This is a genomic window from Pseudomonas sp. SA233, from assembly GCF_054792385.1.
Map to the genome: position 1 here is coordinate 3,801,982 of NZ_CP096449.1, position 15,296 is coordinate 3,817,277.

Annotated in this window: 15 protein-coding genes, 1 tRNA gene and 3 pseudogenes; 6 read left to right on the forward strand and 13 right to left on the reverse strand. The window is 62.5% G+C overall.

The window, feature by feature from the left end:
• Positions 1-57 precede the first annotated feature (57 nt).
• Positions 58-264, reverse strand: a pseudogene (locus M1D87_RS17580) (type VI secretion system baseplate subunit TssF); the annotation flags it as partial.
• A gap of 3 nt (positions 265-267) precedes the next feature.
• Positions 268-468: pseudogene (locus M1D87_RS17585) on the reverse strand (GPW/gp25 family protein); the annotation flags it as partial.
• On the opposite strand from M1D87_RS17585, the pseudogene tssI reads away from it, so the two are divergent.
• Positions 466-1,242: pseudogene (gene tssI / locus M1D87_RS17590) on the forward strand (type VI secretion system tip protein TssI/VgrG); the annotation flags it as partial. The pseudogenes M1D87_RS17585 and tssI overlap by 3 nt on opposite strands.
• A 308-nt stretch (positions 1,243-1,550) precedes the next feature.
• Positions 1,551-2,060: an autoinducer binding domain-containing protein gene (locus M1D87_RS17595; RefSeq protein ID WP_039613117.1), complete on the forward strand. Its 510-nt coding sequence runs from the start codon at positions 1,551-1,553 to the stop codon at positions 2,058-2,060.
• 162 nt (positions 2,061-2,222) lie between these two features.
• Here the strand turns inward: M1D87_RS17595 and M1D87_RS17600 are convergent.
• From M1D87_RS17600 to M1D87_RS17630, 7 genes are all read right to left on the reverse strand, one after another.
• Positions 2,223-2,298, reverse strand: a tRNA-Gly gene (locus M1D87_RS17600).
• Positions 2,299-2,362: 64 nt separating this feature from the next.
• Positions 2,363-2,923, reverse strand: coding sequence for a CDP-diacylglycerol--glycerol-3-phosphate 3-phosphatidyltransferase (pgsA, locus tag M1D87_RS17605; RefSeq protein WP_039613116.1), 561 nt, complete (start codon positions 2,921-2,923; stop codon positions 2,363-2,365).
• A 32-nt stretch (positions 2,924-2,955) separates the two neighbouring features.
• Positions 2,956-4,779, reverse strand: a complete 1,824-nt coding sequence (uvrC, locus tag M1D87_RS17610; RefSeq protein ID WP_013973365.1) for an excinuclease ABC subunit UvrC — start codon at positions 4,777-4,779, stop codon at positions 2,956-2,958.
• Positions 4,780-4,785: 6 nt separating this feature from the next.
• Entirely contained in the window at positions 4,786-5,424 is a 639-nt protein-coding gene (gacA, locus tag M1D87_RS17615) for a response regulator transcription factor GacA (protein WP_015271036.1), read from the reverse strand.
• 63 nt (positions 5,425-5,487) lie between these two features.
• The gene (locus M1D87_RS17620) at positions 5,488-5,877 is read right to left on the reverse strand and encodes a helix-turn-helix domain-containing protein (protein WP_123085137.1); all 390 of its coding nucleotides are present in this window, start codon (positions 5,875-5,877) and stop codon (positions 5,488-5,490) included.
• A 113-nt stretch (positions 5,878-5,990) separates the two neighbouring features.
• The gene (locus M1D87_RS17625; RefSeq protein ID WP_123085138.1) at positions 5,991-6,425 is read right to left on the reverse strand and encodes a GNAT family N-acetyltransferase; all 435 of its coding nucleotides are present in this window, start codon (positions 6,423-6,425) and stop codon (positions 5,991-5,993) included.
• A gap of 184 nt (positions 6,426-6,609) precedes the next feature.
• Positions 6,610-6,996, reverse strand: coding sequence for a DUF488 domain-containing protein (locus M1D87_RS17630; RefSeq protein WP_085720500.1), 387 nt, complete (start codon positions 6,994-6,996; stop codon positions 6,610-6,612).
• Between the two features lie 128 nt (positions 6,997-7,124).
• Between M1D87_RS17630 and M1D87_RS17635 the strand changes: the two genes are divergently transcribed.
• Entirely contained in the window at positions 7,125-8,741 is a 1,617-nt protein-coding gene (locus M1D87_RS17635) for an inorganic phosphate transporter (protein WP_123085139.1), read from the forward strand.
• A 173-nt stretch (positions 8,742-8,914) separates the two neighbouring features.
• On the opposite strand, the gene M1D87_RS17640 is transcribed toward M1D87_RS17635, so the two are convergent.
• The 3 genes from M1D87_RS17640 to M1D87_RS17650 all read right to left on the reverse strand — a co-directional run bounded on the left by M1D87_RS17640 (position 8,915) and on the right by M1D87_RS17650 (position 11,639).
• Complete coding sequence (locus M1D87_RS17640) at positions 8,915-9,610, reverse strand: glutathione S-transferase N-terminal domain-containing protein (RefSeq protein ID WP_085614405.1); 696 nt, start codon at positions 9,608-9,610, stop codon at positions 8,915-8,917.
• An 87-nt stretch (positions 9,611-9,697) separates the two neighbouring features.
• Positions 9,698-10,195 (reverse strand): PaaI family thioesterase, encoded by a 498-nt coding sequence (locus tag M1D87_RS17645; protein ID WP_039613110.1) that lies wholly within the window; start codon positions 10,193-10,195, stop codon positions 9,698-9,700.
• 61 nt (positions 10,196-10,256) lie between these two features.
• Positions 10,257-11,639 (reverse strand): amino acid permease, encoded by a 1,383-nt coding sequence (locus M1D87_RS17650; RefSeq protein WP_015271043.1) that lies wholly within the window; start codon positions 11,637-11,639, stop codon positions 10,257-10,259.
• A gap of 255 nt (positions 11,640-11,894) precedes the next feature.
• Between M1D87_RS17650 and M1D87_RS17655 the strand changes: the two genes are divergently transcribed.
• Positions 11,895-12,791, forward strand: coding sequence for a LysR substrate-binding domain-containing protein (locus tag M1D87_RS17655; protein WP_061304210.1), 897 nt, complete (start codon positions 11,895-11,897; stop codon positions 12,789-12,791).
• Between the two features lie 235 nt (positions 12,792-13,026).
• A complete protein-coding gene (locus tag M1D87_RS17660; protein WP_123085140.1) occupies positions 13,027-14,280 on the forward strand; it encodes a 2-aminoadipate transaminase in 1,254 nt (417 codons plus the stop codon).
• Between the two features lie 12 nt (positions 14,281-14,292).
• Here the strand turns inward: M1D87_RS17660 and M1D87_RS17665 are convergent, their stop codons facing one another.
• Positions 14,293-14,595 carry a hypothetical protein gene (locus M1D87_RS17665; RefSeq protein ID WP_013973376.1) on the reverse strand — a complete coding sequence of 101 codons (303 nt, stop codon included), beginning with the start codon at positions 14,593-14,595 and terminating at the stop codon, positions 14,293-14,295.
• Between the two features lie 245 nt (positions 14,596-14,840).
• Here M1D87_RS17665 and M1D87_RS17670 point away from each other — a divergent pair, with 245 nt between their 5' ends.
• Complete coding sequence (locus M1D87_RS17670) at positions 14,841-15,266, forward strand: hypothetical protein (protein WP_025339916.1); 426 nt, start codon at positions 14,841-14,843, stop codon at positions 15,264-15,266.
• Positions 15,267-15,296 lie beyond the last annotated feature (30 nt).

Consider the following 15,296-nt stretch of genomic DNA (forward strand, 5'->3'; position numbering starts at 1 on the left):
AGCTGCATCCAGCATCAGGTTGTCGTAGCCGCCACGTAGCTGGAAGTCCGGGTCTGCCGGGTGCGTCAGCTCGGGCAGGTCGTCCTCCAGCTTGAGCCGCAGTTTGGCCGTGAGGAATGCAAAGGCTTCCATCAGGCGTTCGACATCCGGGTCGCTGCCACCCTTGCCGAGCAGGCGGGCAAGTTGTGGGTTGTCCTGAGCGAAGTCGTTCCCCAGTTCATGGAGGTAACGCAACTCTTCGCTGAATCGGTCCTTGAGTGACATAGGTCACCTCACTCGGGTGTGGCGGTTATGGCCATTGACCAGCAGCTCCAGTTGCAGCTGCTCCGTGTGGTTGTTGACCTGCACGTGGCAGTCCAGCCTGAAATGCAGTTCCAGCGGGGCATGGCAATCGGGGACGGCCTTGAGCGCGCGCACGTGCACACGCGGCTCAAAGCGCTGAATGGTGCGGCGGATGTCCGCGCTCATGGGACCATCAAGGCCGAGGATGACGACGAGGGCTTATTTGATGCCGACGAGCCTGTAGACCCCAACAGCGTGCTGTACCAAGCCACCGGCGGTGGCGATCAAGCCATGCCGTGCCTTCGCCGTTTGCGCTACAGCGAGCAGGTGCGCACCGCTCGCCAGGTTCAGCGTGACTACACCTTTACCAACCCGGCCTACCGCCAGGAACACAGAGCTGCCGGGCCCTTCCTGGAGCATCAGTCCAAAGAGTACGAATTCTTCGATTACCCGGGCCGTTACAAACGCGATGTGGTCGGCAAGCCGTTCACTGAGAACCGCATCACTGCGCTGCGCCACGATGTACGTATTGCCGAAGTTGAGGGTGACGATGTTCGCCTGCAACCGGGCCTGAGCTTCACCCTGACAGGTCACCCACGTGACGACCTCAACACGCACTGGCGGGTGAACACGGTTACCCACACAGGCATCCAGTTCACCAGCCTGCAAGAAGAAGCCGCAGGTGTGGAACAAGGCACGCGCTACGAGCAGACCGCCGTGCTGGTCCCCGGTCGGACCGAATGGCGCCCTGCCCCACTATCAAAACCACGCGTTGATGGCCCGCACATGGCTACCGTGGTCGGCCCGAAGGGAGAAGAGATCTATTGCGATGAGTGGGGCCGGGTGAAGGTCAGCTTTCCCTGGGACCGTGAAAGCCAGAACGACGAGTTCAGCTCCTGCTGGGTGCGTGTGTCGCAAGGCTGGGCCGGTGGCAGCTGGGGCGACGGATCAGCAAAGCGGTGTACAAGCCAGGCGAAGCCGAGCCGATATACCGGACGCTGTTTCACTGGCAGGGATTGCGCTTGCTGCAGGAAGTGCAGAGCGGGCTGCCCAGCCTGTATGTCTATACGAGCCCGAACAGCTATGAGCCAGAATTTCTGTTGCTGCCTGGCCACGATGAACAATTTTTCATCCACGCGATAAGACTTTAAACATTTTGTTTATTTCTTCGACGCTATGCCCCGCTTATAGTTGATGGGGCCGGTTGGTATTTGAAGACGCTGAGTGCCAGTCCTCCGACCGTACGAGCGATCCTACAGGGAGGTACGATGCTCAACAGAACAGCACAAGACTGGGAGCGTTTGCGAGCGCTGCCCGCCTTGCTCAAGGAACTCCCTGCAATCACGGATGAACTGGGCTTCCATTTCTACAGCTTCAGCTGCACCTGTCCCACCCACGAGGTTCATGCGGGCAACCTTCCACCGGGTGGAGAACGACTTGTCCAGACCGCATTGGACTTCAGGCCCCATCATCGCCAACAAGCGACTGTTCCCGTCCTTTGGACCAAGGATGTCTTCTTGAATAGGCCCCGGTTGTGGGAGGTCGCGCAGGGGCTTGGACTACGCCACGGGTTGATCCAACCCGTGCACGATGACGCCAGGCAAAGCAGCCTGGCGCTGTTACGGCCACATGTGAGTCTTTCGGTACAGGAGCTCTATCAGAAAGCTGCGCAGATCATGTGGCTGAGTGAACGCCTGCACTTGGCGGCAACTCAAGGGGAGCAGCACTCAGCTACGCTCACGAGCCCTATGGACCTCCGTGCGCATTATAACGAGTAACCTGGAGTCAGCCATCGGACGCTATCATCGGCCTGCAGTAGGCCTAACGACGGTCCGCTACCGCGACAGTGAAATAGTGGCTTTGACTGAAACGAAAAAAGACGCCGAAGCGTCTTTTTTCAATGATCTACAGACTTCTATGGAACCCTGTAAATCTATATTTGGAGCGGGAAACGAGACTCGAACTCGCGACCCCGACCTTGGCAAGGTCGTGCTCTACCAACTGAGCTATTCCCGCGTCGTGATGGGTGCCATTCTAGCGATTTCTAAAACAGCGTCAACCCCTTGATTCAAAAAAACTTTTATTTCTGCTCCGAGCCTTCGCGCAGGTGCGGCCAGGCGGCCAGCAGGTAGTGCACCATCGACCACAGCGTCAGCCCCGCCGCCACCAGCAGCAGCGCGTAGCCGAGGATTACCCAGAAGGTCACCGCCGGCGGGTTGCCCAGCAGGATCACCAGCGCCAGCATCTGTGCCGCGGTTTTCCACTTGCCGAGGTTGGACACCGCCACATGCGCCCGCGCGCCCAGCTCGGCCATCCACTCGCGCAGCGCCGAAACCACGATCTCGCGGCCGATGATCACCGCGGCCGGCAAGGTCAGCCAGAAGTTGGCGTGGGTCTGCACCAGCAGCACCAGGGCCACCGCCACCATCAGCTTGTCGGCCACTGGGTCGAGGAAGGCACCGAACGGCGTGCTCTGCTGCAGACGACGCGCCAGATAGCCGTCCAGCCAGTCGGTGGCGGCGGCAACGGCGAACACACTGCTGGCGGCCATGTAGCTCCAGTGGTAGGGCATATAGAACAGCAGGATGAAAATCGGGATGAGCAGGACGCGTAGAACGGTGAGCAGGTTTGGAATATTCATCGGTACGACTGGCCGCAAGTTGAGCCCGCATTCTACTCGCTATGCAGGCTGGCATAAATCGACTCGGCAAGCTTTTTACTGATGCCGGGTGCTTTGGCGATTTCATCGACACTGGCGCGGTTGAGCTCCTGCAGGCCGCCGAAATGTTTCAGCAGGTCGCGCCGGCGCTTGGGCCCTACCCCGGCCACATCCTCCAGGCTGGACACCCGGCGGGCCTTGCCGCGGCGGGCGCGGTGGCCGGTGATGGCGAAACGGTGGGCCTCGTCGCGGATCTGCTGGATCAGGTGCAAGGCCGGTGAGTCGCCCTTGAGGGTGAACTCATGGTGCACGTCGTTCAGGTACAGGGTTTCGAAACCGGCCTTGCGCGTCACGCCCTTGGCCACCCCAAGCAGGGTCAGGTCGCTGAAGCCCAGCTCCTGCATCACGTCACGGGCCATGTTCAACTGGCCTTTGCCGCCGTCCACCAGCAGCACGTCGGGCAGCTTGCCCTCGCCATCCTTGATGCGCCCGTAGCGGCGGGTCAGGGCCTGGTGCATGGCGGCGTAGTCGTCACCAGCGGTGACGCCTTCGATGTTGAAGCGGCGGTAGTCGGACTTGAGCGGGCCTTCGGGGCCGAACACCACGCAGCTGGCCACGGTGGCTTCGCCGCTGGAATGGCTGATGTCGTAGCACTCCAGGCGCTGCGGCACCTCGTCCAGGCCCAGCACCTCGGCCAGGGCCTCGAAACGTGCGGCCATGTGCTGGCGGTTGGCCAGGCGCGCATTGAGCGCCTGCTCGGCGTTGGTCACCGCCAGCTGCTGCCAGCGGGCGCGGGTACCGCGTACCCGGTGGCTGATGGTCAACTCGCGGCCGCGCAAGGTCTGCAGGGCTTCGCTGATGGCTGCGAAGTCTTCGTGCACCACGTTGACGATCAGTTCGCCCGGCAATTCGCGCTCGGCATTGCCCAGGTAATACTGGGAGAGGAAAGCGGCCATTACTTCGGCCACCTCCTCCTCGATGCCCACCTGCGGGAAGAAGTTCTTGCTGCCCAGCACCCGCCCGCCACGCACGCTGATCAGGTGCACGCAGGCGCCACCGGGGTTGACGAAGGCGGCGATAACGTCGACGTCGCCGCTGCCGCCTTCGATGTACTGCTGGTCCTGGACGCGCCGCAGCAAGGCGATCTGGTCGCGCAACTCGGCGGCCTTCTCGAAATTGAGGGCCATGGCGGCCTTCTCCATCTCGGCATTGAGCTCGTTGCCCAGTTGCTGGCTACGCCCTTCTAGGAACATCACCGAGTGGCGCACGTCCTCGGCATATTCCTCGGCGGTCACCAGGCCCGTGCAGGGCCCTTTGCAGCGTTTGATCTGGTACTGCAAGCATGGCCGGGTGCGGTTGGCGTAGTAGCTGTCTTCGCACTGGCGCACCGAAAAGGCCTTTTGCAGCAGGCTGAGGCTTTCGCGAATGGCGCCTGCGCTGGGGTACGGGCCAAAGTAGCGGCCCTTGGCCTTCTTCGCCCCACGGTGAATGCCCAGCCGCGGAAACTCGCCGTCGGAAAGGAACACGTAGGGGTAGGATTTGTCATCGCGCAGCAGGATGTTGTACGGCGGCCGCCACTCCTTGATCAGGTTCTGCTCCAGCAGCAGCGCCTCGGTTTCGTTGGCGGTGATGGTGGTTTCGACCTGGGCGATGCGGGCCACCAGCGCGGCGGTCTTGGGCGCCAGGCCGGTCTTGCGGAAATAGCTGGCCAGGCGCTTCTTGAGGTTCTTGGCCTTGCCCACGTAAAGCAGCCGGGCTTCGCCGTCGAACATCCGGTAGACGCCCGGGCGACCACTGCAGGTAGCCAGGAATGCGCTGGCATCGAAAACTTGGGACATGAGGTTTTACAGGCTTGCGTCGACCATGCCGTGGCGAACGGCCAGCAAGGTCAGTTCGACGTCGCTGGTGACCGAGAGTTTTTCAAAGATCCGATAACGGTAAGTATTGACGGTCTTGGGCGAGAGGCACAACTTGTCGGAGATGATCTGCACTTTCTGGCAGCCGACGATCATCAGGGCAATCTGGATTTCCCGTTCCGACAAGGCATCGAACGGTGAGCCCTGTGGCTGGAATGGCTTCAGCGCCATCTGCTGGGCAATCTGGGGGCTGATGTAGCGCTGGCCGGCGAAGGCCAGGCGGATGGCCTGGACCATTTCGTCGAGGCCGGCGCCCTTGGTCAGGTAGCCAGCAGCGCCGGCCTGCAGCAGGCGCGTGGGGAACGGGTCTTCCTCGCACACGGTCACGGCAACCACCTTGATGTCCGGGTGGCTGCGCAGCAGCTTGCGGGTGGCCTCAAGGCCGCCGATGCCGGGCATTTTCACGTCCATCAGCACCACATCCGGCTTCAGTTCACGGGCCAGCCTGAGCGCCGACTCGCCCGAATCGCCCTCACCCACCACCTGCAGGCCATCGATGTCGGCCAGCATGCGTGTAATACCGGTTCGTACCAGATCGTGATCGTCGACCACTAAGACCCTAATCAAGCACACACCTCGTCAGCAGGGCGATTGGATCCCGCCACCTTAACAAAATTTTTCACGGCGGACCTAACGCATTCCGTCCGTAAGAAACGCCTGAGGTTCAACCGTAGGCGGTCTCACTGTCTGTCGGGATTTGTCGTTGTTGGTCAAACGCCGCAACAAGTGCCAAAGTGCCGCCTGATCGTCGAACGACAACTGCCGGAAAGCCCCCAGCAAACGGGACTCATCGGCGCTCAGCCCCTCTAGCGGTGCCGGGGTGCGGATACCGCTGAGCACATATAGTGCATCCACGCCTCGGGTTGCCAATGCCGCCAGGTAATCGAGCCGCGGCAATCGTTCACCACTCTCGTATTTGCCCTGGGCATTGGGTTCGACGCCGCCGATATCGCCAAACACGCGCTGGGTCATCCCCAGGCGTTCTCGCTCTTCCCGCAGCCGCGGACCGATTCCATTCATGGGGGTCTCCTTATCCCTGGTCATACTCATGTACGGACTACCCGCTGCAGGTAGCCGTGAACGCTTGGGTTCACTATGCCGATGCTCACCAGTGGCGACAAGCCATCATTGAGTTATTGGTCGATCGTGCGCTGCATGCGCACGAAGCATTCGTCCTCACCCATTTCGACGAAGCCGTGGCGCTGGTAGAGCACCCGCGCCGGGTTGCTGCGAAACACCATCAGCCGCAGCAGCGGCAGGTGCCGCTGGCGGGCCCACAGTGCCAGCTGCTCCAGCACCCAGCTGCCGACCCCGCGCCCACGGTGCTCGGGTAGCAGGTGCAACTCGCGAATGAACAGCGCCTGGCGGTCCTGGCTGAGGCTGCAGAAGCCGAGTACCGTGTCGCCTTCGGTCACCAGCCACTGCTCGCGCCAGCCCCAGGCTTCGTCGAAGGCTTCCTCTAGCCACAGCAGGTCGTATTCGCGGTAGTACGGCAGCATGGCGCGGCGCGTGAGGTCGCGGGCGAAGGTGCGGTGGGTGTCGTTGGCGGGGGTCAGTTGTAGAGGCATGGGTTCTCTGGTCTGGCAGCTCTTGCACTGTCGTTTGTAGGAGCGGCCTTGTGTCGCGAAAGGGGTGCGAAGCGCCCCCAGGGTCTTCGCATTCCTGCAAAATTGCTGGGGCCGCTTTGCGGCCCTTTCGCGACACAAGGCCGCTCCTACAGGGGTCAGCACAGTCCCGATAAATCATTATCGCTCATTGGGCGTAGCACACGGGCGAACTGCCGGGCCCACGCCGGTCCAGTTCGTCCTCCAGCCATTCAGCCAACACCCGGGCATTGTTGTGCTCGGTATCCTTGCCCGCATAAAGCAATGTCAGCGTGCCCTTTCCGGCCAGGTCCAGCAGCGGATACCAGTGCTCGGGGTGGGCCGCCAGTTCGTGCTGGTAACGCTGGGTGAAGCCGGCGAAATCCACTTCACCCTGGTGAAACGCCTTGCGCAACTCATCCGAGGGTGCAACTTCGCGCAACCACTGCCCGTGCAGGTCTTCCTTGCGCTTGTTACGCGGCCACAGGCGATCGACCAGCACGCGCTGGCCGTCGTCTTGCTCAACCGCATCGTAGACACGCTTGCAGCGAATCATGGGTTTCTCCTGCCACTACCGTCCGTCTTGAGCCTAGATAAATCATTGATCGAGGTCACGGCCGGGTTACGAATTGTTTCTATGCTCAAGGCCTTCGGCACCCTTGCCACACCCCGACCGGAGCCACCATGGCAACCCCCTCACTGGCCAGCCTGCCGCAACTGGCCCAACGCGATGCCCGCCCGCAACTTGCCCACAAGCCCGGGCGAGCCACCCTGGTGTTGTTCTTCGGCCTGCTGCTGGCCGGCATTGCCTACACCGCCTGGAGCCTGAGGCAGGATGTGACGGCCAGCGGCACGGTAATCACCACGGTCACGCCATTCCTGCTGCTGGGCCTGGCATTGCTGATTGCACTGGGCTTCGAGTTCGTCAATGGCTTCCATGACACCGCCAACGCAGTGGCCACCGTCATCTACACCCACTCGTTGCCTGCCCCCGTCGCCGTGGTCTGGTCCGGGCTGTGCAACTTCCTCGGCGTGCTGCTTTCCAGTGGCGCGGTGGCGTTCGGCATCATCGCCCTGCTGCCGGTGGAGCTGATTCTGCAGGTCGGCTCTTCGGCCGGTTTCGCCATGGTCTTCGCCCTGCTGCTGGCAGCGATCATCTGGAACCTCGGCACCTGGTGGCTGGGCCTGCCGGCCTCATCCTCGCACACCCTGATCGGTTCGATCATCGGCGTGGGCGTGGCCAATGCCCTGATGCATGGGCGCGACGGCACCAGTGGTGTGGACTGGGCCCAGGCCAGCAAGGTCGGTTATGCCCTGCTGTTCTCGCCACTGCTCGGCTTTGCCTGTGCCGCCCTGTTGCTGCTGGCCCTGCGCGCGCTGGTCAAGCGCAAGGCGCTGTACCAGGCGCCGGAAGGCCAGACACCACCACCATGGTGGATTCGCGGTGTACTGATCCTGACCTGCACCGGGGTGTCCTTTGCCCACGGCTCCAACGACGGCCAGAAAGGCATGGGCCTGATCATGCTGATCCTGGTTGGCACCCTGCCGATGGCTTACGCATTGAACAAGACCATGCCCAATGAACAGGCCTTGCAGTTTTCCGCGGTCGCCGAGGTAACCCGCCAGGCACTGGTGCGCGGCGCCCCACAAGCGGCACCGGCCGACCCACGCCAGGTGCTGACCACGTTCATTGCCGAGCCCAGGGCCAACCCGCAACTGATACCGGCGCTGGCGGCGCTGACCGGCATGATCGGCGAAGAGGTCAAAGGTTATGGCTCGCTCAAACGAGTACCGGCCGAAGCCATGGCCAACGTGCGCAACGACATGTACCTGACCAGCGAAGCCATCCGCCTGATCGAGAAGAACCAGCTGGTGGCATTCGATGCAGGTACACGCAGCCAGGTGCTGCTGTTCAAGACCCAACTGGATGATGCCACCCGCTACATCCCGCTGTGGGTGAAAGTGGCCGTGGCCATCGCACTGGGGCTGGGCACCATGGTCGGCTGGCGGCGCATCGTGGTGACGGTAGGCGAGAAGATCGGCAAGACCCACCTCAGCTATGCCCAGGGGGCTTCGGCCGAAGTGGTGGCAATGTGTACCATTGGTGCGGCCGACATGTTCGGGTTGCCGGTGTCGACCACCCATGTGCTGAGCTCCGGGGTGGCCGGGACCATGGTGGCCAACGGTTCGGGGATTCAGAAGCGCACGCTGGTCAACCTGCTGATGGCCTGGGTGCTGACCTTGCCGGCAGCGATGCTGTTGGCCGGCAGCCTGTACTGGCTTCTGCACCACATTTTCTGAAAAGCTGGAATACGCCCCTTGTAGGAGCGGTCTTGTGTCGCGAAAGGGCCGCAAGGCAGCCCCGGCGATTTATGCATCAGTGCTGAAATCCCGGGGCCGCCTTGCGGCCCTTTCGCGACACAAGGCCGCTCCTACAATGGCCGGTGCATGCACATAAGGCCGGTGTTGCCTGATCAGCCTGGGATTTTCAGGCCCCGTTGCACGGCCGGCCGCTCGAGGAACGCCGCCAGCACTCGCTGCACTTCCTTGAACTGATCGAAGCCAACCAGGTCTCGGGCGTTGTAACGCTCAACCAGGTTACGCACCCACGGGAAGATCGCGATATCGGCAATGCTGTACTCGTCGACCATCCATTCCCGGCCCTTCAGATGCCGGTCCAGAACACCAAGCAGGCGCTTGGACTCATTGACATAACGGTCCCGCGGGCGCTTGTCCTCGTATTCCTTGCCAGCAAAGAAATGGAAGAACCCGACCTGGCCGAACATCGGCCCGATGCCACCCATCTGGAACATCAGCCACTGCAAGGTCTGGTAACGCTGGGCCGGGTCCTGGCTGAGCAACTGGCCGCTCTTCTCTGCCAGGTACTGCAGGATCGCCCCCGACTCGAACAACGGCAGCGGCTGGCCGCCCGGGCCATTGGGGTCGAGGATGGCGGGGATTTTGTTGTTGGCGCTGAGCGAGATGAACTCGGGGCTCAGCTGGTCATCGTTGTCGAAGCTGACCTTGTGCGGCTCATAGGCCAGGCCGATCTCTTCGAGCATGATCGACACCTTGACGCCGTTGGGCGTCGGCAGCGAATACAGCTGCAGGCGCTCGGGGTGTCTGGCGGGCCACTTGCGGGTAATGGGGAAAGCACTGAGATCGGTCATGATCAACCTGGCCTGGGGAATGAACCTCTCACTCTAGAGACATCCCCGGCCGCTGACCATCACCGACCACTCATCAGCACCGGCGGCTCAGGCCTGGCCGTGGGCCTTGAGCTTGAGCTTTTCGGTATCGACGCGAACGAACACCGAGTCGGCAGTCACTGTCAGCACATCGTCGGCCCAGACTTCGCAGAGCACCCGGGTCTTGCGCCCCACCTCACCTTCCACACGCGCCTTGAGCAACAATTCCACACCCATGGGCGTGGGCTTGAGGTAGTTCAGGCCAAGGCTGCCAGTGACACAGTCGATACGCGGCAGGCTGCCCGCTTCGCGACCTTCGTTGCGGTAGTGGTAAGCCATTGCCGTCCAGTTGGAGTGGCAGTCGACCAGCATCGCCAGCAGCCCGCCGTAGACCAGGCCGGGCCAGCCGATGAAGGTGCTGTCGGGCGCGTGCCGGCACACCAGGTGGATGCCGTCGGCGTCCCAGTGGCTTTGCAGGTGCAGGCCGCTGGGGTGGGAGCAACCGCAGCCGTAGCAAGTGCCGTCGGGTGCGGCGAGAGCCTGGAGGGAAAGGGGGTGGTCGTTCATACGCTTCCTGTACTTATTGATATGGGGGGGCGCGCAACGCCCCCACATTAAAGCAGAAACATCAAGCCGTCTGGGCAACCACCCTGGCGCGCCGCTGGGTCAGCGAAACCAGCAGGATGAACGCGGTCACCCCGGCGGTCATCAGCGTCTCGTAGCGGTAGGCATCGCTGAACAGCATGTAGCCCAGCACCATGACGATGGTGCCGATCACCAGCCAGGTCAGCCATGGGAACAGCCACATCTTCAGCTCCAGCGGCCGCCCTTCGCGCTCGGCACGGGCCCGCATGCGCAACTGCGAAACGGCAATCACCAGGTACACCAGCAAGGCGATGGCGCCGGTGGTGGACAGCAGGAAGCCGAATACCTTGCCCGGGAACACATAGTTGACGAAGCACCCGGCAAAGCCGGCCAGGGTCGAGAAGATGACCGCCACGGTCGGTACGCCCGAGCCGGAGATACGCTTGGTAACGCTCAGCGCCTGGCCACGGGCGCCCAGCGAATAGAGCATGCGCGACGCAGTGTACAGGCCCGAGTTCATGCAACTGGTCACGGCAACCAGCACCACGATATCCACCAGCAGCTTGGCGCCCGGCACGTTCAGCACTTCCAGCACGCGCTGGAACGAACCTACCGCTTTGAGGCCCGGGTCGTTCCACGCCACAAGCGACACCACAAGGAAGATCGACGCCAGGTAGAAGATGGCGATGCGGTACACAACAAGGTTGGTAGCGCGGCGGATCTTGTCTTTCGGGTTGGCGGTTTCGTCAGCGGCGATGGTGACGATTTCAGCGCCGAAGAAAGAGAAGATGGTGATCAGTACGCCGCCGAGCACGGTGCCGAAACCGTTGGGCATGAAGCCGCCGTTGTCCCACAACCGGCTGACCCCGGACACCTCGGCCAGCGGCCAGACGCCGAACACCGCCAGGCTGCTGACCACGATGAAGGCGATGATCGCCACCACCTTGACCAACGCGAACCAGTACTCGAAGGCACCGAAGTTCTTCACGCTGATCAGGTTGGTACCCGACAGCACCAGCATGATCAGGAAGGCGAACAGCCACGACGGCACGCCAGGGAAGTAGGCATGCAGGATGTCGGCGCCGGCAATGGCCTCGACCGGAATGATCAGTACCCAGAACCACCAGTACAGCCAGCCGATGGTAAAGCCCGCCCAAGGGCCGATGGCTTCGGAGGCATAGGTGGAAAACGAGCCGCTGTTGGGGTTGGCGATGGCCATTTCACCCAGCATGCGCATCACCAGCAAGACCAGCAGACCGGTCATGGCGTAGGAGATGAGGATGGCCGGGCCGGCGGTGGCGATGGCGTTGGAAGAACCGATGAACAGGCCGGCACCGATGATGCCGGCGATGGAGATCATGGATACCTGACGGGACGTCAGGCCGTGCTGCAGGGAGCGCTGTTTGTTGTTGTTTGGCGAAGCCATGAAGAACCCTCGAATGGGTCGGCCGCAGCGGGGCGGCTGAAGACTGGAGCAGAATTCTTATAAATTTCTGATGTTCGTTTTTGTTGTTTTGCAGATGCCGGAAGCGGGTACTGACCTCCTCTTCGCACGACCGGTTGTAATCGTTGATCCAGGTCAGTATTAATCTATAGGCCGAGGTCAACAAACGACCTTTTCGAAACACATGATTCCGTTATGGAATGAACTCCTTCCTTTTTTGCTCGGTATTTGCCCGTCATGTCCAAACGCCTGATGCCTTCGACCACCGCCCTTCAGTGCTTCGAAGCGGCCGCCCGCCACCTCAGCTTCACCCGCGCGGCCCAGGAACTGCACCTGACCCAGAGCGCCGTCAGCAAGCAGGTGGCGCAGCTCGAGGACATGCTGTCGCACTCGCTGTTCCAGCGCATTCGCCGGCGCCTGCACCTGACCCCGGCTGGCGCGCTGTACCTCACCGAAGTGAACAAGATCCTCACCCAGATCGACATTTCCAGCCGCTACATCCTCAGCTACGGCGACGAGACCGAAGTGCTGCGTATCGCCACCCAGCCCACCTTCGGCGCGCGCTGGCTGGTACCTCGGCTGAAGGGTTTTGGCGACCGCTACCCGCGCATTCACCTGGATATCCGCAACGAACTGGAGCCGTTCGACCTGGTGCAGGCCAAGGCCGACATTGCGTTTTTCTTCGGCCAGGGCACCTGGCCCGGGGCAACCTGCATCGAACTGTTCAGCGAGGAAGTGGTGCCGGTGTGCAGCCCGCAGCTGCTGGCCAACCACCGGTTCGACAGCGCCCAGGCGCTGACCGAGCACCGCCTGTTGCAGTGTGTGTCACGCCCGGAGGCCTGGCACGAATGGTTCCTGGGGCTGGGGCTGCATAGCCAGAACAGCTACCACGGGCCCCGCTTCGACACGTTCTACCTGTGCATCCGCGCAGCCATTGCCGGCTGCGGCATCGCCCTGATTCCGCGCTACCTGGTGGCCGAAGAGTTGAGCGAGCGCAAGCTGGTAGTGGCCTGGGACCACCCGGTGGCGAGCAACGGCCGGCACTTCATCGCCCATGCCGAGCATGCGGCCGAAGTGCCCAAGGTCAGGGCCTTCGTGCAGTGGATTCGGGAGCGGGTGGCCGAGGGGGACTGATATCACATGGGCGGGCCTCTTCGCGGGTAAACCCGCTCCCACAGGGATCGCACACATTTCAAGCGTGGCGCCGTACCTGTGGGAGCGGGTTCACCCGCGAAGAGGCCAGTGCTAGCAATACAAAATCAGCCAAGATCAAGAATCCAGGGAATGACCGCAATCGAATAATTCGTTTGCGGAATAACCTGCCAACACGCTTGGATAATAAGAAATTCGAACAAAGGTCCGCGTGCCCATGAACCAGGAAAGTATCAGCCAATCCATTGCCATCGTTCACCCGATCACACTTTCCCATGGCCGTAATGCCGAAGTCTGGGACACCGACGGCAATCGCTACATCGACTTCGTCGGCGGTATCGGTGTACTCAACCTGGGCCACTGCAACCCGGCCGTGGTCGAAGCGATCCAGGCCCAGGCCGCTCGCCTGACCCACTACGCCTTCAACGCAGCCCCCCACGGCCCATATCTGGCGCTGATGGAGCAACTGAGCCAATTCGTACCGGTCAGCTACCCATTGGCCGGCATGCTCACCAACAGCGGCGCGGAAGCTGCGGAAAACGCCCTGAAAGTGGCCCGTGGTGCCACCGGCAAACGCGCCATCATCGCCTTCGACGGCGGCTTCCACGGTCGCACCCTGGCCACCCTGAACCTCAACGGCAAGGTCGCCCCATACAAGCAGCGGGTCGGTGAACTGCCGGGGCCGGTGTACCACCTGCCCTACCCCAGCGCCGACACCGGGGTTACCTGCGAACAGGCCCTCAAGGCCATGGACCGCCTGTTCAGCGTCGAGCTGGCAGTGGAGGACGTGGCGGCGTTCATCTTCGAGCCGGTGCAGGGCGAAGGCGGCTTCCTCGCCCTTGACCCAGCCTTCGCCCAGGCCCTGCGCCGCTTCTGCGACGAGCACGGCATCCTGATCATCATCGACGAGATCCAGTCGGGCTTCGGCCGCACCGGCCAGCGCTTCGCCTTCCCGCGTCTGGGCATCGAGCCCGACCTGCTGCTGTTGGCCAAGAGCATTGCCGGCGGCATGCCGCTGGGTGCGGTGGTCGGGCGCAAGGAGTTGATGGCAGCGCTGCCCAAGGGCGGCCTGGGTGGCACCTACTCAGGCAACCCGATCGCCTGCGCAGCGGCCCTGGCCAGCCTGGCGCAGATGACCGACGAGAACGTCGCTACCTGGGGTGAGCGCCAGGAGCAGGCAATCGTGCGCCGCTTCGAGTGTTGGAAGGCCTCGGGACTGAGCCCGTTCATCGGCCGCCTCACCGGCGTCGGCGCGATGCGCGGGATCGAGTTCGTCAATGCCGACGGCAGCCCGGCACCGGCGCAACTGGCCAAGGTGATGGAAGCGGCGCGGGCCAAGGGCCTGTTGCTGATGCCCAGCGGCAAGGCGCGGCACATCATCCGCCTGCTGGCACCGCTGACCATCGAGGCCGAAGTGCTCGAGGAGGGCCTGGATATCCTCGAGCAGTGCCTGGCGGAGCTGGGCTCCTGAGAAGAACGGGGCTTAAAGACCCAGTTCCTGCGGGGTGAGCATGTCGGACTCGAAGGCAATCCAGCCGCCTTCGAGTTCGGCGTGCCCGTTGACGATCGGGCCGTAGTAGGTCAGGCCGTTCTCCAGGGTCACGCAGATGTGCGTGGCGTTCTTTTCGGGGGCTGCGAGCGTACCGACGAAATGCACCTTCTTCAGCGTTTCGGTCACCGCTTCCAGACCAACGCGCATATTGGGGTTTTCCGAGGCCTCGGCGTCGCCGCCACGGTCTTCGGCGCTGACGGTGATGGTGGCGATGTACGGGTACTTGGTGCTCAAGCGGGTTACCTCTGTGGGTGTGTAGGCGTATGGGCGCGTAGAGTACGGCAGGTGATCTCTATTGTCTCTACTGGCCTCTTCGCGGGTAAACCCGCTCCTACAGTGACCGCACATTGCCCAAGGCCTGCGCAGTACCTGTGGGAGCGGGTTTACCCGCGAAGAGGCCGGGCCTGCAAAAGGTGATCTGAATTCCCCGATCTGTTAGGGTGCCCGCCGATGCACGCCACACCACACGAGGATCCCGAGTGAGCGCCGAAGAACCCCTGATCGCCGACCTGTTCGAAGTCGACAAACGCCTGTCCCTCAAGCCCGTGGTGGACTTCAACAGCTACCTGCGCAACGCCTTCGGCGAAGGCCCGTGCCGTTGCCATCGCTGCACCGAAGGGGGCGACCAAGGCACCTACAGCCACGCCCACACCTTCACCTTCGACGGCCGCCAATGGCACCGCCGCTTTGCCAGCACCTCCGGCAGCGACGTCGCCCAAGCCCTGAAAAAGGCCTGGCTGTCGTACACCAAGGCCGATCTCAACCTGGTCGGCGCACTGGACCTGGCCACCCTCAAGACCTTCACCGAAGCCGCCCTGCACACGCGCCTGCTGGCTCTGCTGCCAGCCAGCGGCCTGGCCCGCGAAGTGGATGGCCAGTGGCTGCTGCAAGCCCAGGCCGACTGACGGCCCGGCGGTAAAGCAGGATTCTCCCGT

Coding starts and splice junctions, on each gene's coding strand:
- M1D87_RS17595 (WP_039613117.1), top strand. CDS start 1,551: ATGCTCAACAGAACAGCACAAGACTGGGAGCGTTTGCGAGCGCTGCCC.
- pgsA (WP_039613116.1), bottom strand. CDS start 2,923: ATGAATATTCCAAACCTGCTCACCGTTCTACGCGTCCTGCTCATCCCG.
- uvrC (WP_013973365.1), bottom strand. CDS start 4,779: ATGTCCCAAGTTTTCGATGCCAGCGCATTCCTGGCTACCTGCAGTGGT.
- M1D87_RS17620 (WP_123085137.1), bottom strand. CDS start 5,877: ATGAATGGAATCGGTCCGCGGCTGCGGGAAGAGCGAGAACGCCTGGGG.
- M1D87_RS17625 (WP_123085138.1), bottom strand. CDS start 6,425: ATGCCTCTACAACTGACCCCCGCCAACGACACCCACCGCACCTTCGCC.
- M1D87_RS17630 (WP_085720500.1), bottom strand. CDS start 6,996: ATGATTCGCTGCAAGCGTGTCTACGATGCGGTTGAGCAAGACGACGGC.
- M1D87_RS17635 (WP_123085139.1), top strand. CDS start 7,125: ATGGCAACCCCCTCACTGGCCAGCCTGCCGCAACTGGCCCAACGCGAT.
- M1D87_RS17640 (WP_085614405.1), bottom strand. CDS start 9,610: ATGACCGATCTCAGTGCTTTCCCCATTACCCGCAAGTGGCCCGCCAGA.
- M1D87_RS17645 (WP_039613110.1), bottom strand. CDS start 10,195: ATGAACGACCACCCCCTTTCCCTCCAGGCTCTCGCCGCACCCGACGGC.
- M1D87_RS17650 (WP_015271043.1), bottom strand. CDS start 11,639: ATGGCTTCGCCAAACAACAACAAACAGCGCTCCCTGCAGCACGGCCTG.
- M1D87_RS17655 (WP_061304210.1), top strand. CDS start 11,895: ATGTCCAAACGCCTGATGCCTTCGACCACCGCCCTTCAGTGCTTCGAA.
- M1D87_RS17660 (WP_123085140.1), top strand. CDS start 13,027: ATGAACCAGGAAAGTATCAGCCAATCCATTGCCATCGTTCACCCGATC.